The organism is Silanimonas sp., from assembly GCF_027531545.1.
Lineage (GTDB): Bacteria > Pseudomonadota > Gammaproteobacteria > Xanthomonadales > Xanthomonadaceae > Silanimonas.
Genome location: NZ_JAPZSC010000006.1, coordinates 550,806 through 567,895, shown reverse-complemented (window position 1 = coordinate 567,895; position 17,090 = coordinate 550,806). Strand labels below are relative to the sequence as shown.

Sequence of the window (17,090 nt, the reverse complement as noted above, 5' to 3'; positions counted from 1 at the left end):
CGCCACAGACTCCCGCGGATTCCCGCACCCGGACGTCCCGTGATGAAGCGCTCCACCGCCCTTGCCCTGTCCTCGATGGCCCTCGCCATCAAGCTCGCCCTCGTGCCCGTGCACGCCCAGTCGCCGGCCACCGGCGCGGTCGTCCAGACGCAGCCGCGGGGTGCGGCGCAGGTGTGGGTCTACGCCTACCGGGCCGGCCAGCCGGCTTCGGGCGTGGAGGCCAAGCTTGGTGCCCGCGTGCTGGGCGTGACCTCGGCGCAGGGCGTGGTGGGCGGTGCTGTGACCACTGGCCCGCAGACGCTGATGGTCCGTGACGGCCAGCGCGAGGTCGCGATCGACCTCGATCTCGCGGCCGGCGAGCAGGTCCAGATCGCCCTGCAATTCGTGCCGGGCCGCGCTCCGACCTACACCTTGAAGAGCTCGGTGAAGGGCACGACGACGGTCGATCTGGCGGCCCGTGAGGCCGCGGCTGCGGCCGCCGCGCAGGCCGCCCCGGCCACCGCCGGTGCCGATGCCGCTGCTTCGGACGATGCCGCCGGTGCCGCGCCGGGCGGCACCGCCACGCTGGACGCGATCAACGTCGCCGGCGAAGCCGTGCGCGTCGACGACCAGGCCGCCTATGTGGATCTCGAGCGCATGTCGGTGTCGGTCGACGACACCCTGTCGATCGAACAGATCACCCGCGCCGGCGACAGCGATGCCGCCGTCGCCCTGCGTCGCGTCACCGGCCTCACCCTGGTCAACAGCCGCTTCATCTACGTGCGCGGCCTCGGCGAGCGCTACTCCTCGGTGCTGTTGAACGGCGCGTCGATCCCGTCGCCGGACCCGACCCGTCGCGTCATCCCGCTCGACCTGTTCCCGACCGACGTGCTCGAGGGCGTGGTCGTCCAGAAGACCTACACGGCGGACATGCCCGGCGAGTTCGGCGGCGGCACGATCCAGCTCCGCACCAAGGCGATCCCGCTACAGCCCTTCTTCCGCGCCTCGGTGACGGTGGGTGGCGAGCAGGGCACGACCTTCAGCGACGGCCTGCGCTACGAGGGCGGCAACAACGACTGGACCGGCCGCGACCGCAGCGAGCGTAATCCCGATCCGACCCTGGATGCCGTGCGCAATGCTCGTGGCTTCTTCGCCGGCCAGAGCTTCGGCAATCCGAACGGCTTCACGCCGGCCCAGATCGAGGCCGTCGGCGAACGCCTGGCCGGCAACAGCAGCTACGACCCCTACGTGGCCGACATCGGTCCCGACCTCGGTGCTTCGATCGCCGGTGGCCAGCGCTTCGAACTTGCCGACGACGTGCGCTTCGGCATGCTCGGTTCGGTGCGCTATTCGCAGCAGTGGGACACGCAGGAGGAGACGCGCCGCTACCTGCAGGCCAGCAACGCCGGCCTCGTCATCCGCGACGAAACGCAGCTGATGGGCACCACGCGTGAAGTCGACCTGTCGGCGTTCAGCGTGCTCGGCCTCGAGCTCGGCAGCGACCACCGCTTCACGCTGACCTCGATGCTCCTGCGCCAGACCGAGGACGAGGCCCGCGAGGAGACCGGCACCATCGACGCCCAGCAGCTGCAGCGCTATCGCCTCGAGTGGGTCGAGAACTCGCTGCTCAGCCACCAGCTCGCCGGCCAGCACCGCATCCCGTTCTTCGCCGAGATGGCCGACTTCGACTGGCAGTACACCGATGCCGCCGCCCGTCGCTATGCGCCGAACACCCGCCAGTTCCGCTTCAATGTCGACGACAGCGGCCGCCGCACGCTGTCGCAGTTCGGCGAGAGCAATGAACAGACCTGGGCCAACCTCGACGACGACTCGCGTTCGCTCGACCTCGGCTTCAAGGCGCCGTTCGCCTTCAACGAAGGGGCCACCTACGGCACCGTCGACCTCAATGCCGGCCGCACCCTGCGCGACCGCGACAGCTACATCCGCCGCTACGGGTTCGGGTTCCGCTTCAATGACGCCAACCTCGTCAACCAAGTGATCGGGCTGCCGGGTCTCGGCCAGATGCTGGTGCCGCAGTACATCGGCCCCAACGGCTTCGTGCTGCAGGAAGTGACCGCCGCCACCGACAATTACGTGGCCGAGCAGCGCATCGACTACGTCGGCCTCGGCGTCGACGTCAGCTTCAATGACCGCTTCCGCATCAATGCCGGCGCCCGTTACGAGACCAACGAGCAGTCGGTGAGCACCTTCTCGGTGCTGCAGGCCAACCAGCGCATCGACAGCCGCCTCGACGAGAGCGACGTGCTGCCGAGCTTCGGCGCGACCTGGATGATCGACGACGCCCAGCAGCTGCGCTTCGGCTGGAGCCGCACGCTCTCGCGCCCGGATTTCCGCGAGCTGTCGCCGGCGCCGTTCCTCGACCCGATCCTCGACATCCTGACCTTCGGCAACCCGGACCTCGAGACGGCGAAGATCACCAACATCGACCTGCGCTGGGAGTACTACTTCTCGGCCGACGAGTCGCTGTCGGTGGCGCTGTTCCGCAAGGAATTCGACAAGCCGATCGAGAAGCTGCTGCTGCCGGCCACCGGCTCGCTGCTGCAGACGCTGGCCAACGCCGAGTCGGCCACCAACCAGGGCATCGAGATCGACTACTTCCAGCGCATGGGCTGGGCCGATGGCTGGTTCGGCGACGTCGACATGGCCAACTGGTTCATCGCTGCGAACTATTCGTGGATCGACTCCGAGATCGTGCTCGACCGGACGCGCGCGGGCGTCAGCACCAACCTGAACCGTCCATTGGAAGGACAGTCGCCCTACGTCGCCAACCTGCAGCTGGGCTACAGCAGCCCGGAGGGGACGCACGAGACGGCGCTCTCGTTCAACATGGCCGGCGAGCGCATCGTGCAGGTCGGCATCGACACCCAGCCGGACGTCTACGAGCAGCCGGCCGGCCAGCTCGACTTCAATTGGAAGTGGCAGTTCGCCCGCGACTGGTCGAGCCGCGTGCGCCTGCGCAACCTGCTGGACCCGTCGGTCGAGTTCCAGCAGGGCAACATCAACATCCGCGAGTTCAAGCGTGGCCGCGAGATCGCGATCACGCTCGAGTGGTCGCCGAAGAAAGACTGATCAGAAGCCGACGACGAGGTTCGTGGTGAACAGGGTGTCGGTCTTCTCGATGCCCACCGGGACCTCGGTGGTGTGGCGCACCTGGTAGCCCGCCTTCAGGGCGAAGCGCTCGCTCATCTGCACGGCGACCCCGAGGTCGTTCTGCACGAAGGTCGAGCCGCCGCCCGATTCGGCGAGGAGCAGGTTGGTGAGCGCGGTGTTCGCGGTGAGCTGGTGCTTGAAGTCCAGCGAGCCGCGGACGATCGCGTTGGTCTCGGCATCGAACGAGGTGAGCACCGGCGGCGTCCCGACCAGCGCGTCAATCGGCTGGAAGCGGCGTGCACCCGGGCCGATTTCAGCGAGCAGCGAGGTGGCTTCGCGGTCGATGAAGCGGTAGCCGATACCGAGCGACGCGATGCTCTGGTACTCGTACGAGGCGAAGTCGTCGTTCTCGTGGCGCAGCGTGCCGAACAGGTAGGCGCGCGGGGTGAAGTCGTAGCCGAGCTTCAGGCCGGCCTCGTAGCGGTTGGCCGAGAGCTGGTCGTCGGATTCGGCGCGCAGCGCGGCGGCGTTGATGCCGTAGAACCAGCGGTCCTCCTCGCGAAGGAAGGCGAACTTGCCGTTGATCGTTTCGCTGTCGGCGTTGCCGCTGGCGATGGCGAGGCCGAATTCGGCCGTTCCCGACCAGCTGCGCGTGTCCTCGGCGTGGGCGGCGAAGGGGAGGGCGGCAAGCAGGGCGAGGGTGAGTGACAGGCGCATCGGGGGTCTCCGTGTGAAGGCCGGCGCAGGCTAGGGGCGTTGCGCCGAATCGCGGATGAACCCGCGCCGGCCGGCTGAAACCGTATGCAGGCCCGGCGCATCGGTCCCGGGGTTCACAGCCGGCCTTCCGGCAGGTAGTCTGCACGGGCTGCTCAGGACTCCCATGCGTATGACGCCCCGTCTCCTGACCGTGCAACCGATGCTTTACTGGTCCTTGCACCGTCGCCCTGCCACCGCTGTGTTGAGCCTCATGCGCCGTCGCGGTGGCGCGTTTTCCGTGGGTTTCCGTCGATCCCTCCCCGTTCTGGCCGCCTTGGCCGGTTCGCCTGTTCCCGACGTTTCCCTTCACCCACGGAGTGCTCCATGCGCGTTCTTGCTTGCGACGGTATCCACGAAGACGGCCTGACCCTGTTCCGCGACGCCGGCTGGTCGGTCAAGACCGTCGACGCCATCAAAGACCCCGGCACGCTGTCGCGCGCCCTGGCTGACGTCGACGTGCTGATCGTCCGCTCGGCCACCAAGGTGCCGGCCGAGGCCCTCGTCCACGCCACGCACCTGCGCGTGATCGGTCGCGCCGGCGCCGGCGTCGACACCATCGATGTTGAGGCCGCCACCGACCGCGGCGTCGCGGTGATGAACGCGCCCGACGGCAACACCCTGGCCGCCGCCGAGCAGGCGCTGGCCCTGCTGTTCTCGCTGGCCCGCCACGTGCCCGCCGCCGATGCCGGCATGAAGGCCGGCCAGTGGCCGAAGAGCGGCCTCACCGGTTTCGAGCTCGAGGGCAAGCGCCTCGGCGTGATCGGCCTCGGCCGCATCGGCGGCACGGTGGCCCGCAAGGCGCGTGGCATCGGCATGGAAGTGGCTGCGTTCGACCCCTTCCTGCCGCCCAACGCGGCCGCCAAGAGTGCGGTGCCGCTGATGGACCTCGACGCCCTGCTGGCTTGGGCCGACGTCATCACCCTGCACATCCCGCGCACCAAGGAAACCACCAACATCCTCAGCGCCGAGAAGCTGGCGAAGATGAAGAAGGGCGCCTACGTGATCAACGCCGCGCGCGGCGGCCTGATCGACGAGGACGCGCTGCTGAAGCTGGTCAACGAGGGCCACCTCGCCGGCGCCGGCCTCGACACCTTCGCCACCGAGCCGCTGCCGGAGGACTCGCCGCTGCGCGCCTGCAAGAAGATGGTGCTCGCGCCGCATCTCGGCGCCAGCACCTCGGAAGCGCAGCAGGGCGTCAGCACCATCCTCGCCCGCCAGATCATCGACTTCATCAACACCGGCGCGGTCGCGGGCTGCGTCAACCTGCCGCCGCTCACGGCCGAAGCCGCCCGCGAGATCGGGCCGTGGATGCCGCTGATGACGGCGCTGGGCAAGCTCGCCGTGCGCCTGGTGCCGGCGCCGACGCGCCTCGACATCACCTACGCCGGCCGCACCGACAAGCTCGATGCCAAGCCGCTGACGCGCCTGCTCACTGCGGCGGTGCTGGGCACGGCCTCGGGCCGCGTCACGCCGGTGAACGCGCTGGCCGAAGCCGCGGCGCGCGGCCTCACGGTGGCCGAGACCGTGGGCGGCGACGGCGACGGGTTCGACCGCCTGCTGCGCGTGCGCATCACCGGCGTCACCGACGACGGCCAGGAGCGCACGCGTGAGATCGAGGCCACGCTGCACCGCGGCCCGCGCGTGGTGCGCTTCGACGGCGTCGAGATCGAGTTCGATCCGCTCTGCCCGGTGCTGCTGATGCGCAACGAGGACCGCCCCGGCATGATCGGCACCGTTGGCAGCCAGCTCGGTGCGTCGGGCATCAACATCGTGAACTTCGCGCTCGGCGCGGCCGGCGACGGCCAGGCCCGCGCGGCGATCACGCTGGACCGTCCAATGGACGACGCCCACCTCGCCACCCTGCGCGCCATCCCCGGCGTGCTCTCGCTGCAGCAGGTCTGAGCCATGCGCGTCCTGCTTGCACGTCACGGGGAAACCCCGTGGAACGCCGAAGGCCGCTACCAGGGCCAGATCGACATCCCGCTCTCCCCGGTGGGGGAGCGGCAGGCGGCTCTTCTGTCGGAGCGCTTGGCCGATGTCCGCATCACTCGCGCGGTGGCCTCGCCGCTGTCGCGGGCGCGGCGCACGGCGGAAGTCGCGCTGGGTGAGGCGCGCGCCGCGATGCTGGGCCTCGATGCCGAGCTGATGGAAATCGCCCACGGCACCTGGGAAGGCAAGCTCGCCAGCGAGATCCGCGCCGAGGACGGCGAGCGGCTCGCCGCGTGGCGCGAGGCGCCGGAGACGGTGCTGATGCCCGGCCCCGGTGGTGAATCGCTGCCGGTGGTGCTGGAGAGGGCGTGGCGTGGCTTCGCCCGCGCCTGCGAGGGGCTTGGCGACGACGACACCCTGCTGCTGGTCGCGCACGATGCGGTGAACCGCGTGCTGCTGTGCCGCCTGCTGGGCATCCCGCTGTCGAAGGTCTGGGGCTTCCGGCAAGCGCCGACCACGCTGAACCTGCTCGAAGGCCCCAGCGTCGAGCGGCTGGAGGTGGTGCGGCTCAACGATTGCGCCCACCACACCGCGCTGTTCGGCGAGGCGGTGCATCGGGCGTTGTAGTTCAACCCAACCCCGCCTCCACGACCGGCACTGCCCAGCGCGGCACCCGGTCGAGCGCATCGGGCGGCGGCCAGCGCAGCCGCCCGGCCTCGATGACGGCCACGAGGCGGGGCGCGCGCAGCGGCTCGCCTTCGGGCACCGCGGTCGAGTTGTCGAAGACTTGGATGCCGGCCGCGTGCGGCACGAGCCGCACGAGGTTGGCCATCGAGCCGAGCCAGCGCTCGCGGATCTTCGCGGCGGGGATGTCGTGGCCACCGTGTCGCACGCGCAGCGCCACGCGTTCGAGGTGGCGCGCCACGCTGTCGAGGCCGACGTACCAGACCAGCACGTCGTGCGTGCGCGCGGCCTCGACCAGCGTCGCGGTGACGGAGCGCCCGCCCAGCGTGGTCTCGAAGGCGAAAGAGCGGTCGGCGGCGATCGCGGCCTTGAGGCGGCGCTGGCCTTCGGCCCAAGCCTCGGCATCGGCGACCTCGCGCGGCCGGCCGGTGGCCTGCAGCGCGCGCGACCAGTCGTCCGGGTTGAACCAGGCCATGCCGGCCTCGCGCAGCACGGCGCCACCGAGCGAACTCTTGCCCCCGCCATTGACGCCGGCGAGGACGTAGATCACCGGCCTCGGGTTCAGAACGCGTTCCCGGCGCGCGGCGGGGTGTCGATGCGGCCCTCGCGGGCGAAGGCGCCGCGCAGGCGGTCGCCGGCTTCGGGCGTGCCCAGCGCGGCCAAGCGCTCGTCGAAGCGGCGGGTCAGGCCGTCGAGCAGGGCCTGGTCGGCGGCCTCGGCGCGGGCGACGAGGGCCTCGTAGGCGGCGGGGTCGAGCAGCACGGCCTCCACGCGGTCGTGCGTGGTCAGGGCGAGCACGCCCTTGGCGCGCAGCCGGTCCTTCGCGGTGGCCCAGTCGCGGCGCACCGTGGTGGCAGGCAGGGGTTCGAGGGCGTAGGACGCGGCGTGGTCGCGGACCTGGGGCTTCATGGCGGGCACCTCACGCGGCAAGGCATGCCGCAGGGCCAATCTGCGCCTATCGTGCAATTTGTGCAAGAGGTGAAGAACGCGCCATTCACTCGAGAGCACTCGCCGGCGCTTGCCAGACGTGGTGCGCCGGTCAACCACCGAACGGATGATGCGTTGTGTGAGGAAGTCTTCTCTCTCTGGATGCCCATGCGCTTTCTCGACTCCTCCCGGCCGCGGCGGCCGCAGCCCACGCTCGTCGCGAGCGTCGTCCTTGCCCTGTTCCTCGCCCTGCTCGCGATACCCGGCAGCGGGCTTCGGGCGCAGAACCCCTACCCGGCAGGGCTGAGCGACCAGGCGATCACGGTCAACGGCGTGGTGCGCCAGTTCCGGGTGCATGTGCCTGCCGGCCTCACCGCGCCGCGGGCCGTGGTCTTCGTGTTGCACGGCGGCGGCGGTGAGGGCTTGGATGTCGCGCTGACCGGCAACCACCCCCTGTCGGTGTTCCGCACCGTGGCGGACCGCGAGGGCTTCGTCGTCGTCTACCCCGGCGGGCTTCCGGCGGCCGACGCCACCGGGAAGGTGGGCTGGGTCGATTGCCGGGCCGACAACGACGTGGCCAGCAACGCCGATGACGTCGGCTTCCTCAACGCCCTCGTGCAGCGCATCGGCACCGAGTACGGCCTCGACCGCCGCCGGTTGTTCATGACGGGCGGGTCGAACGGCGCGCAGATGACGCATGCCTTCGCGTTCCACCACGCCGACCGCGTTGGCGCCGTCGCCACGGGATCGGGCAGCCTGCCGCTCACGCCCAAGCCCGGCGCCTGCACCAGCGGCCCGAGCCGGGCATTGCCGATCCTGATCCTGCATGGCGATGCCGACCTGCAGATGCCATGGAACGGCGGCTGTGTCGCCAACCTGGGAGGCAACTGCAACCGCGGCCGCGTCATCTCGGCCGAAGCGACGCGCGACCGTTGGCTGCAGATCAATGGCCTGCAGGGCGTGGTGCCGACGCAGGCCACGGTCGAGATCGATGGCAACGACGGCGGCCCCGCGCAGCGCTTTGACTACGCCGGTGCCACGCCCTTGCAGTGGTGGCGCCTCAACGGTGCCGGCCACACCACCCCCAGCCGCACCGTGCTGGTGGCGCCGAACCCGGCGACGGGCATCCAGAGCCGCGATATCGAGTTCGCCGAGGTGGTCTGGGCTTTCTTCGCCAACCAGTTGCCGATCAACCTGACGGTGCCGGCGCAGCGCGGCTTCGTCGACGTAACGCTGTCAGGCCTTCGCGCCTTGCCCGGCGTGCAGTTCGCGGCATCGTCACTGTCGGCGCCGGTGGTGGGTGATCTCTCTTTGGGTGTGGATGCGGTGCCGCAGACGCCGTGGGACAACGGGCGCGTGGGCACGGCGCACGTGGCCGGCACGCTGGCCGGTCGTTCGGGCTCGGCGCTGGCATGGCAGGTGTTCGCCGAGGCCTCGGGTCTGGGTGGGGATGTCGACCTGTACCTTGGCGAAGACCTCAACGGCGATGGTCAGCCGTCGGAGAACGAACTGCGCTGCACTTCGGCGATGAGCGCGTCGGGCGAGCGCTGCGAGCTGCTGATCACCGTTCCTGCCGGTGGCACGGGCCGGTACTGGGCGATGCTGCACAACCGCGGGGCCTCGGCGCAGACGGGTCGTTTGTTCCGTTACGAGGTTCCTTTGCTGCCGAGCGACAGCAGCCTGGTCACCACGGCGCCGGGGATTCTTCCAGCCGGCGCGGCCTTCCCCCTGCGGGTGCAGTGGGACGACCCGACGCTGCTCAACGGCGAATCCCGCGTGGGCTACGTGCAGATGCAGCTGTCGGGCGCCACGCAGGCGGTGTTCCCGGTGAAGCTCACGCGCAATGCGAACGACAGCAGTGCGCTGGCTCTGGTCAGTGGCGAGGACCGCACGCTCCGTCTGGCGGGAAACGGCAGCCATGAGCAGTCGTTCATCGACGTTCCGGCGGGGGCGACGCAACTGGCGGTGACGACCGCGAGCGCATCGAACGTGGACGTGTACCTGGCCCGCGTGCCGGCGCCGGTGGCGGGAAGTGCGGTGCCGGGCGTGGCCTTGGCACCGCCGCGGAACCAGGCGCAGGCGAGCGGGACCACGCCGGGCGGTAACGAGAGCGTGACGGTGGCGAATCCGGCGGCCGGCCGCTGGTACGTGACGCCGGTGAACCTGACGGCGTCGTCGGCGACGGTGGTGATGCGGGCGACGGTGACTGGCACGGCCCCGGTGGTTCGGCCGGGCGGCTACTACAACACCGGCCGGTCCGGGCACGGGCTGTTCCTTTACCCGGCGGGGGGCGAGTGGGCGGGCCTGTGGTACACCTACCTGCAAGACAGCACGCCGACGTGGTACTACCTGCAGGGTCCGGCGCCGGGTGGCAACGGGATCTGGCGGGGTGGGATCTACCGTGGCACCTGGGTGGGTGGCAGCCGCTTCCTGACGGAGGTGGGCGAGGCGACAGCCACGCCGACGGGTGCGGATGCCTTCACCTTCAGCTACACGCTGGACGGGCAAATGGGCAGCGAGGCGTTCAGTGCGTTTGGTCGGGGCTGCCCGAGCATCGCCGGTGCGCCGGCGGACATCAGCCAGCATTACTTCGACCCGGCGCGGAGCGGGACGGGGTACAGCGCGCAGGTGCTGACGAGCCCGGGCCCGTACGAGTTCTATGCGACGTTCGTGTACGACGCGAGGGGTGTGGCGCGGTTCCTGGTGGCGGAAGACGGCCCGAGCACGGCGGGCACGGCGAGTCTGGGGCTGGACCAGCTGACGGGCTTCTGCCCGACCTGCGAGCGGACGGGTTCACCGACGCGGACGCGGGTGGGCAGCTTGCAGCGGACGATCGGCGGTGGCCGTCTGACGGGCATCACGGTGAGTGCGGCGTTCGCGAACGGCGTGCCGGGTACGTGGAATGCCACCGACACGCTGAGCATGCTGGACAGCCAGCAGCGCACGCAGGGCTGCCAGCCCTGACGGCCGCTTGGGGCCGCGCTCGCGCTCGCGCCGGAAGATCCGCTTGGTATCGACCTCGCCCCGGGGGGGGCGGCACGTGCTTGACCGCCCCCTGGCCGACGGCTTCACCATGCAGGCGGTTTGAACGTCCTCCGCGCCATGAGCCCGTCATGAATCCCGTCCTTCGCATCGGCGTCCTGGGCGCTGCACGCATCGCCGCCTCGTTCTGCCAAGGTGTGGCGCCATCGACCGCGTTGCACGTCACCGCGGTGGCCAGCCGCAGCGCCGAACGCGCCGCGGCCTTCGCGCAGGCGAATGGCGTGCCGCGTGTCCGGCCCGATTACGACGCGTTGTTGGGCGATGCCGAGATCGATGCCGTCTACATCGCCCTGAGCAACGACCAGCACGTGCCTTGGGCCCTGCGCGCGCTGGCCGCGGGCAAGCACGTGCTGTGCGAAAAGCCCATGGCGCTCAGCGTGGATGACGTGGATCGCTTGCGGGCGGCTGCCGATGCGGCAGGCCGCGTGGTGATGGAGGCATTTCCTTACCGGTTCCAGCCACAGACCCTTGACCTGCTGACGCGCGTGCGCGGCGGCCAGATCGGGCGCTTGCGGCAGCTCTCGGGGATGTTCGGCTTCACGCTGCGGCGCGACGCCGACATTCGACTGGACCCGGCGCTTGGCGGTGGATCCTTGTGGGATGTAGGCGTCTACCCGCTGAGCCTGATACGGGCTCTAGCCGGTGGTCTTCCTGCCACCGTACAGGCCAGCGCCGCGTGGGGGGGCACGGGGGTCGATCGTGCTTTGGCCGCAGTGCTGGTCTGGGACGACGGCCTGATGGCCACGTTGCAGTGCTGGTTCGATGCGGTGCCGCACCGGCACCTGCGCATCGTCGGCACTGAGAGCACGCTGGCCAGTGGGTTTTTCAACCACGTCGGGCCCGGCCAGGATTGGGTCGAGGTGGCCGAGGGCTACGACAGCCGGCGTGAGCCGGTGCCCCAAGGCAACGGGTTTCTTCTGGAGGCCGAGGCCTTCGCGGCCTTGGCGCGCGGTGAGGAGCCAAGGCCGCACTGGCCTACCTGGGCCGAAACCCGCGACACCACGCGCCTGGCGCAGGCCCTGTTGCGCAGCGCGACCGAAGGGCGGCCCATCGCGCCTTGAATTCGTGGGCTTGCGGCCGCAGCCGATCAAGGCACCGGCTTGCCGCGCGCGGCCTGCCAAACGGCGTACCACGCGTCCGCCGGCAGCGGCCGTTCGACCGCGCCCACGGCGTCGGCGAGTCGTTCGGCTCGCGTCGTGCCGAGCACGACGCGGGTGGCGGGAAGGCTGGCCACCCAGCGCAACAGCAGGCTGGCGCGGTCGAGCCCGAAGTCGCCGGCGATCGCGTCCAGCGCTCGGCCGCGATCGTTGTCGGCCAGCAGGGCGCCGCCGCCGAGGGGCGACCAGGCCTGAACCTCGGCACCGGTGGCGCGGCTGGCGGCGTGGGTGCCGTCGTCGAGCGCCTGCGACGCGGCGGGGCTGAGTTCGATCTGGTGGCTGGACGGCGCGAGCTTCCCGGTGAACAGCGGCAGCGCAGCCGCGGGAAAGTTCGAGACCCCGAAGTCGCGCACGGTGTCGCGTTCGCGGTGCACCGCGAGCCAGCCGGCGACGGCATCGACGTCCAGGCCGGGGTCGAAGCGATGCAGCATCAGGGTGTCGACCCGCCCCACGCCGAGGTCGCGGAGGCTCGCAGCGAGTGCGGCTTCCAGATGCGCGGGCGAGAGGTCGTAGTGCTGCACGCGCCGGCCGTTGCCGGGGCTATCGGGCATCACGATGCCGACCTTCGCCAGCAGATGCAGGCGGGCGCGCAGCGACGGGTCGTGGCGCAGCGCGGCGCCGACCAGCGCGTTCGTCGTGTGGCCACCGTAGATGTCGGCGAGGTCGAGCGTGTCGATGCCGAGGTCGAGGGCGGCGGCCAGCAGGCGCGCCACCTCGGCAGGTGCGAGGCGTGCGCCCCAGTCGCCGAAGCGCATCGAGCCGAGGATCAGGGGCGGAGCGGTCGAAGCCATGCGGTTCCGGCGAACAGGGGAGGGCAGCGGCGATAATGGACGCCCGCTCCGCTCCCGTGAACCCATGCCGCTTCCGCTTTCCGACTGGCTTCTCCGCATCCAGCAGCAGCACCCGCAGGCCATCGCCATGGGCCTCGAACGGGTGCGCGCTGTGGCCGGGGCCATGCGCCTTGCGCCGAAGCCCGCACCGGTCGTGGTCACCGTCGGCGGCACCAATGGCAAGGGCAGCACGGTGGCCTTCCTCGAAGCCATCGCCCGTGCGGCCGGCCTGCGCGTCGGCACCTACACCTCGCCGCACCTTTGGCGCTTCAACGAACGGATCCGCATCGATGGCGTCGACGCGGCCGACGACGCGATCGTCGGGGCCTTCGAGCGTATCGACGCCGCCCGCGGCGACACGCCGATCACCTACTTCGAGTACGCCACGCTGGCTGCCTTCGACCTCTTCGAGCGCGCCGGGCTCGACCTTGCGATTCTCGAAGTGGGACTGGGCGGCCGCCTCGACGCGACGAACCTCGTCGACGCCGACGTGGCGGTGATCACCACCGTCGACCTCGACCACATGGACTACCTCGGCCCCGACCGCGAGAGCATCGGTGCGGAAAAGGCCGGCATCCTGCGCGCCGGTAAGATCGCCGTGTTCGGCGAGAAGGACCCGCCCAGCAGCGTGCTGCGCCGTGCCTACGCGCTGGGCACCATCGCCATCCGCGGCCACAGCGACTACCTCGTCGACCGCTTCGACGACCATTGGGTGTGGCGCGAGCCGGGCTTCCAGCTCGACCTGCCGTACCCGGCGCTGGCGGCGCCCGTGCAGGTCGACAACGCCGCCGCTGCGGTCGCCGCCCTGCGCGCGTCGCCGCTGGCGATACCCGACGAGGCCTTCGCCCATGGCGTGGCGGAGGCGCGTGTGCGGGGTCGCCTGCAAGTGATCGGCGAATCGCCCGAGGTCGTCGCGGACGTCGCCCACAACCCGCAGGGTGCGCGCCAGCTCGCCGCGTGGCTGGCGGCGAACCCGAAGCCGACGATGGCGGTGTTCTCGGCGCTCGGCGACAAGGACATCGAAGGCGTCGTGGCCGCACTGCTGCCGCACATCGCCGCCTGGCACCTTGGCCCGATCACCGACGCCGGCTCGCGGGGCCTGCCGGTCGCGGCGCTCGAAGCTCGTGTCCGTGCGGGCGGAGCGACGACGGTCCACACCCACGGGGCCCTCGATCACGCACTCTCGGCGGCGCGCGACGCGGCAGGTGAGGGCGGGCGGGTCCTCGTCTTCGGCAGTTTCCACACCGTGGCCGCGCTGGCGGGCGCCCTTGCCTGAACCCCGGCCCGCGGTCTAGCTGGGGCGGCAGCGGGGTGACCGCCTATAATTCCGTGTCCCCTCCGTTCGGAACCTCGATGGACGTCAAGGTCAAGCAGCGCCTCATCGGTGCGCTGGTGCTCGGTGCACTGGCGGTGATCTTCATCCCGATGATCGTCATCGGCCCCGAGTCGAAAGGCGCCGCCGATGCGGCCGAAGTGCCGATCACCGTGCCGGACGCGCCGGACGGCGAATTCGTCACCCGCGAAATCCCGCTGGGCCCACCGGTCGCGGCGCCGACCCCGGTGGCCGAAGGCGTGACGGCCGCCGATCCGGCCGACCCGAACGCGCTCGCCACCGTCGATGCGACGGCCAACGTCGCGCCTCGTGTCGATGCCCTCGACGCCGCCACCGCGGTGCCGGTCGACGCCACTACCGCGGTGCCGGTCGACGCCGCCACTGGCTTGCCGACGCCGGCCCCGGCCCCGACGGTCGCAACGCCTGCTGCGGCACCCGTCGCACCGGCGCCGCCCGCCCCGGTCGCCCCGGTCGCCCCGGTCGCCCCGCCCCCTGCGCCCGTGGCGCCGGCCGCCGTGGCCGCGGGCGACTACAGCGTCACGGCCGGCACCTTCGGCAACCGCGCCAATGCGGATGCGCTGGTCGCCCGGCTGAAGTCTTCCAGCCTGCCGGCTTACACCGAAGCCACGCAGGTCAACGGCCAGTCCGCGACCCGCGTGAAGGTGGGCCCGTTCGCCAACCGCGCCGCTGCCGAAGCTGCCCGCGTGCGCACGGCCGCTATTTCCGGTTCCGCTGCCGTCGCCACCGGCGACGCCGCGCCAGCGCCGGCACCGCAGGCAGCTGCCACCGCGCCGCGTCCCGCCGCGGAGGCCCCGCGCGCCACCGTGAGTGCCAGCGGCTTCGCCGTGCAGCTGGGCGCTTTCGCCAGCCAGGGCGATGCGCAGGCGCTCGTGGCCCGCGCCCGTGCGGCCGGATTCGCCGCGTTCGAACAGCGCGTGCCCACCGCCAACGGCGCCCTCTGGCGCGTGCGCCTCGGGCCCGCGGCCGACCGTGCCGAAGCGGAACGCATCAAGTCGGACGCCGCCGGCAAGCTCGGCGTGTCCGGGATCGTCGTTCCGCACCCGTGACCGGCCTCGACACCGCCATCCTCGTCGTCATCGGGCTCTCGGCAGTTCTCGGCGCGATCCGGGGCATGTTGACCGAAGTGCTGTCGCTGCTGGTCTGGGTGGCGGCGCTCTGGCTCACCGTCGCTTTCGGCGATGTCGCCGCGGCTGAATTCACCGGTATCGAAACCCCGTTGCTGCGCGCCCTGGCGGGATACGGCGCGACCTTCGCCCTCGTCGTGGTGGTCGGGAACATCGCCGTGTGGCTGTTGCGCACCCTGCTGCATGGGGCCGGGCTCTCCGGCACCGACCGGATGCTGGGCTTCGCCTTCGGCGCGGCGCGCGGCTACGCCATCGTGCTCGCCGTGGTGCTGCTGGTGTCGTTCACCCCGTGGTCGCGGGCCACGCTCTGGCGCGAGTCCGCGCTGATGCCGGTGTTCACCGTGCCCGCCGGCTGGATCGTCGCGCAGTTGCCCGACGGTTCCGAACTCGTGGCCTTTGCCGCCCCGGCCCTGAATGCGCTGCCGTCGATGGCCAGCGACGGCCATGCCGCCATGTCGGACGCTGCCGACGCGTCGGGCGGCGCTTCCGCCAGCGCGTTGCCGCCGATCGCCGGTCTCGACATCGCCCACGCCGCGCAGTGGCTCGGCGTGATGCCGCAGGAAGGCAATCCCATGCTTCGCCAGTGGGCCTCGCAGGCTGGGTTGGCCGCCCCGGCTGCGACCGACCCCGCGCGCGTGGGCGCTTCGGCGCTCGATGCGCCATCGGGCGACCCCGCCAACACCCAGCATCCGAACCCGGAGTCCAACTGAATGTGCGGAATCATCGGCATCGTCGGCCGTAGCGACGTCGCGGCGCGTTTGTACGACGGCCTGACCGTGCTCCAGCACCGTGGCCAGGACGCCGCCGGCATCGCGACCGTCGACGGTTCGCGTTTCCGCCTGCACAAGGGCACGGGCCTCGTCAGCGATGTGTTCGCGAACGACGGCGTGCGCGAGCTCACCGGGCGCATGGGCATTGGCCATTGCCGTTACCCGACCGCCGGCTCGGCCGGCTCCGACGAGGCGCAGCCGTTCTACACCGGCGCGCCTTGGGGCATCGCGCTGGCCCACAACGGCAACCTCATCAACACCGAGGCCCTGCGCCGCGAGGTGTTCGAGCAGGACCGCCGCCACGTCAACACCGAGTCCGATTCCGAAGTGCTGATGCACGTGCTGGCCCACGAGCTGGCCGAGCGCGGCGCCCTGACGCCGGCTTCGGCGCTCGCGGCCGTTGGGGCCGTGCACCGTCGCTGCAAGGGCGGCTACGCCATCGTCTCGCTGGTGCTGGGCCTTGGCCTCGTCGCCTTCCGCGATCCGAACGGCATCCGCCCGCTGGTGCTCGGCAAGCGCGAGACGCCTGAAGGCGACGAGTACGCCGTTGCCTCCGAGTCGGTCGCGCTCGACCTGCTGGGCTTCAAGCTGGTGCGCGACGTGAAGCCGGGCGAGGCGATCGTGGTCACCGCCGACGGCCAGCTGCACGCCGAGGTCGTCGCCGAACCGGGCCGCTTCGCGCCCTGCATCTTCGAGTTCGTCTACTTCGCGCGGCCGGACTCGATGATCGACAACGTCTCGGTGCACAAGGCGCGCATGCGCATGGGCCAGAAGCTCGGCGAGAAGATCCTGCGCCTGCGCCCGGACCACGACATCGACACCGTCATCCCGATCCCCGATTCCTCGCGCGACGCCGCGCTGGAAATCGCCAACGTCATCGGCGTGAAGTACCGCGAGGGCTTCGTCAAGAACCGCTACGTCGGCCGCACCTTCATCATGCCGGGGCAGGAGCTGCGCACGAAGTCGGTGCGCCGCAAGTTGAACCCGATCCCGCTGGAGTTCCGCAACCGCGTGGTGCTGCTCGTCGACGACTCCATCGTGCGCGGCACCACCAGCCAGCAGATCGTGCAGATGGCGCGCGAGGCCGGGGCCAAGAAGGTCTACCTTGCCTCCGCCGCGCCGCCGGTGCGGCACCCGAACATCTACGGCATCGACATGCCGGCCGCCGAGGAGCTGGTGGCCCATGGCCGCACCGAGGAAGAGATCCAGCGCCACCTCGGCAGCGATTGGCTGATCTACCAGGACCTGCCGGACCTCGAGACGGCCGTCTCCGGCCCGAAGAACCGCATCGCCAGCTTCGACACCTCCTGCTTCTCCGGTGATTACGTCACCGGCGTGGCCGAGGGCTACTTCGACGCGCTGAAGGGTGAGCGCAGCGACGCGGCCAAGGCCGCGCGTGGCTGATCGCGTCGGCGGAGCAGGGATGT

13 protein-coding genes are annotated in these 17,090 nt (G+C 70.9%); 9 read left to right on the top strand and 4 right to left on the bottom strand.

Annotated elements, in window-relative coordinates; genetic code table 11:
• Window positions 1-42: 42 nt before the first annotated feature.
• Window positions 43-3,069 carry a TonB-dependent receptor gene (locus tag O9280_RS06935; RefSeq protein ID WP_298340521.1) on the top strand — a complete coding sequence of 1,009 codons (3,027 nt, stop codon included), beginning with the start codon at window positions 43-45 and terminating at the stop codon, window positions 3,067-3,069.
• On the opposite strand, the gene O9280_RS06930 is transcribed toward O9280_RS06935, so the two are convergent.
• The gene (locus O9280_RS06930) at window positions 3,070-3,807 is read right to left on the bottom strand and encodes a DUF481 domain-containing protein (protein ID WP_298340519.1); all 738 of its coding nucleotides are present in this window, start codon (window positions 3,805-3,807) and stop codon (window positions 3,070-3,072) included. It abuts the gene before it with no gap.
• 363 nt (window positions 3,808-4,170) lie between these two features.
• Between O9280_RS06930 and serA the strand changes: the two genes are divergently transcribed.
• Window positions 4,171-5,748, top strand: a complete 1,578-nt coding sequence (gene serA, locus O9280_RS06925) for a phosphoglycerate dehydrogenase (protein WP_298340517.1) — start codon at window positions 4,171-4,173, stop codon at window positions 5,746-5,748.
• A 3-nt stretch (window positions 5,749-5,751) separates the two neighbouring features.
• Window positions 5,752-6,402, top strand: coding sequence for a histidine phosphatase family protein (locus O9280_RS06920; protein ID WP_298340515.1), 651 nt, complete (start codon window positions 5,752-5,754; stop codon window positions 6,400-6,402).
• A 1-nt stretch (window position 6,403) separates the two neighbouring features.
• Here O9280_RS06920 and O9280_RS06915 read toward each other — a convergent pair whose 3' ends face one another.
• Together O9280_RS06915 and O9280_RS06910 are read right to left on the bottom strand one after the other, a co-directional pair.
• Window positions 6,404-7,009, bottom strand: coding sequence for an AAA family ATPase (locus O9280_RS06915; RefSeq protein WP_298340513.1), 606 nt, complete (start codon window positions 7,007-7,009; stop codon window positions 6,404-6,406).
• A gap of 11 nt (window positions 7,010-7,020) precedes the next feature.
• On the bottom strand, window positions 7,021-7,368 hold the full coding sequence (locus tag O9280_RS06910; protein WP_298340511.1) for a hypothetical protein: 348 nt from the start codon (window positions 7,366-7,368) through the stop codon (window positions 7,021-7,023).
• Window positions 7,369-7,554: 186 nt separating this feature from the next.
• Between O9280_RS06910 and O9280_RS06905 the strand changes: the two genes are divergently transcribed.
• A complete protein-coding gene (locus O9280_RS06905) occupies window positions 7,555-10,350 on the top strand; it encodes a PHB depolymerase family esterase (RefSeq protein WP_298340508.1) in 2,796 nt (931 codons plus the stop codon).
• A 149-nt stretch (window positions 10,351-10,499) separates the two neighbouring features.
• Complete coding sequence (locus tag O9280_RS06900) at window positions 10,500-11,489, top strand: Gfo/Idh/MocA family oxidoreductase (RefSeq protein WP_298340505.1); 990 nt, start codon at window positions 10,500-10,502, stop codon at window positions 11,487-11,489.
• Between the two features lie 26 nt (window positions 11,490-11,515).
• On the opposite strand, the gene O9280_RS06895 is transcribed toward O9280_RS06900, so the two are convergent.
• A complete protein-coding gene (locus O9280_RS06895) occupies window positions 11,516-12,376 on the bottom strand; it encodes an aldo/keto reductase (RefSeq protein ID WP_298340503.1) in 861 nt (286 codons plus the stop codon).
• A gap of 64 nt (window positions 12,377-12,440) precedes the next feature.
• On the opposite strand from O9280_RS06895, the gene folC reads away from it, so the two are divergent.
• The 4 genes from folC to purF all read left to right on the top strand — a co-directional run bounded on the left by folC (window position 12,441) and on the right by purF (window position 17,067).
• Window positions 12,441-13,691 (top strand): bifunctional tetrahydrofolate synthase/dihydrofolate synthase, encoded by a 1,251-nt coding sequence (gene folC, locus O9280_RS06890; protein ID WP_298340501.1) that lies wholly within the window; start codon window positions 12,441-12,443, stop codon window positions 13,689-13,691.
• Between the two features lie 77 nt (window positions 13,692-13,768).
• Window positions 13,769-14,815: an SPOR domain-containing protein gene (locus tag O9280_RS06885; RefSeq protein WP_298340499.1), complete on the top strand. Its 1,047-nt coding sequence runs from the start codon at window positions 13,769-13,771 to the stop codon at window positions 14,813-14,815.
• On the top strand, window positions 14,812-15,603 hold the full coding sequence (locus O9280_RS06880) for a CvpA family protein (protein ID WP_298340497.1): 792 nt from the start codon (window positions 14,812-14,814) through the stop codon (window positions 15,601-15,603). The genes O9280_RS06885 and O9280_RS06880 overlap by 4 nt, the downstream gene beginning before the upstream one ends.
• Window positions 15,604-17,067, top strand: coding sequence for an amidophosphoribosyltransferase (purF, locus tag O9280_RS06875; RefSeq protein WP_298340495.1), 1,464 nt, complete (start codon window positions 15,604-15,606; stop codon window positions 17,065-17,067).
• The last annotated feature ends 23 nt before the right edge of the window (window positions 17,068-17,090 follow it).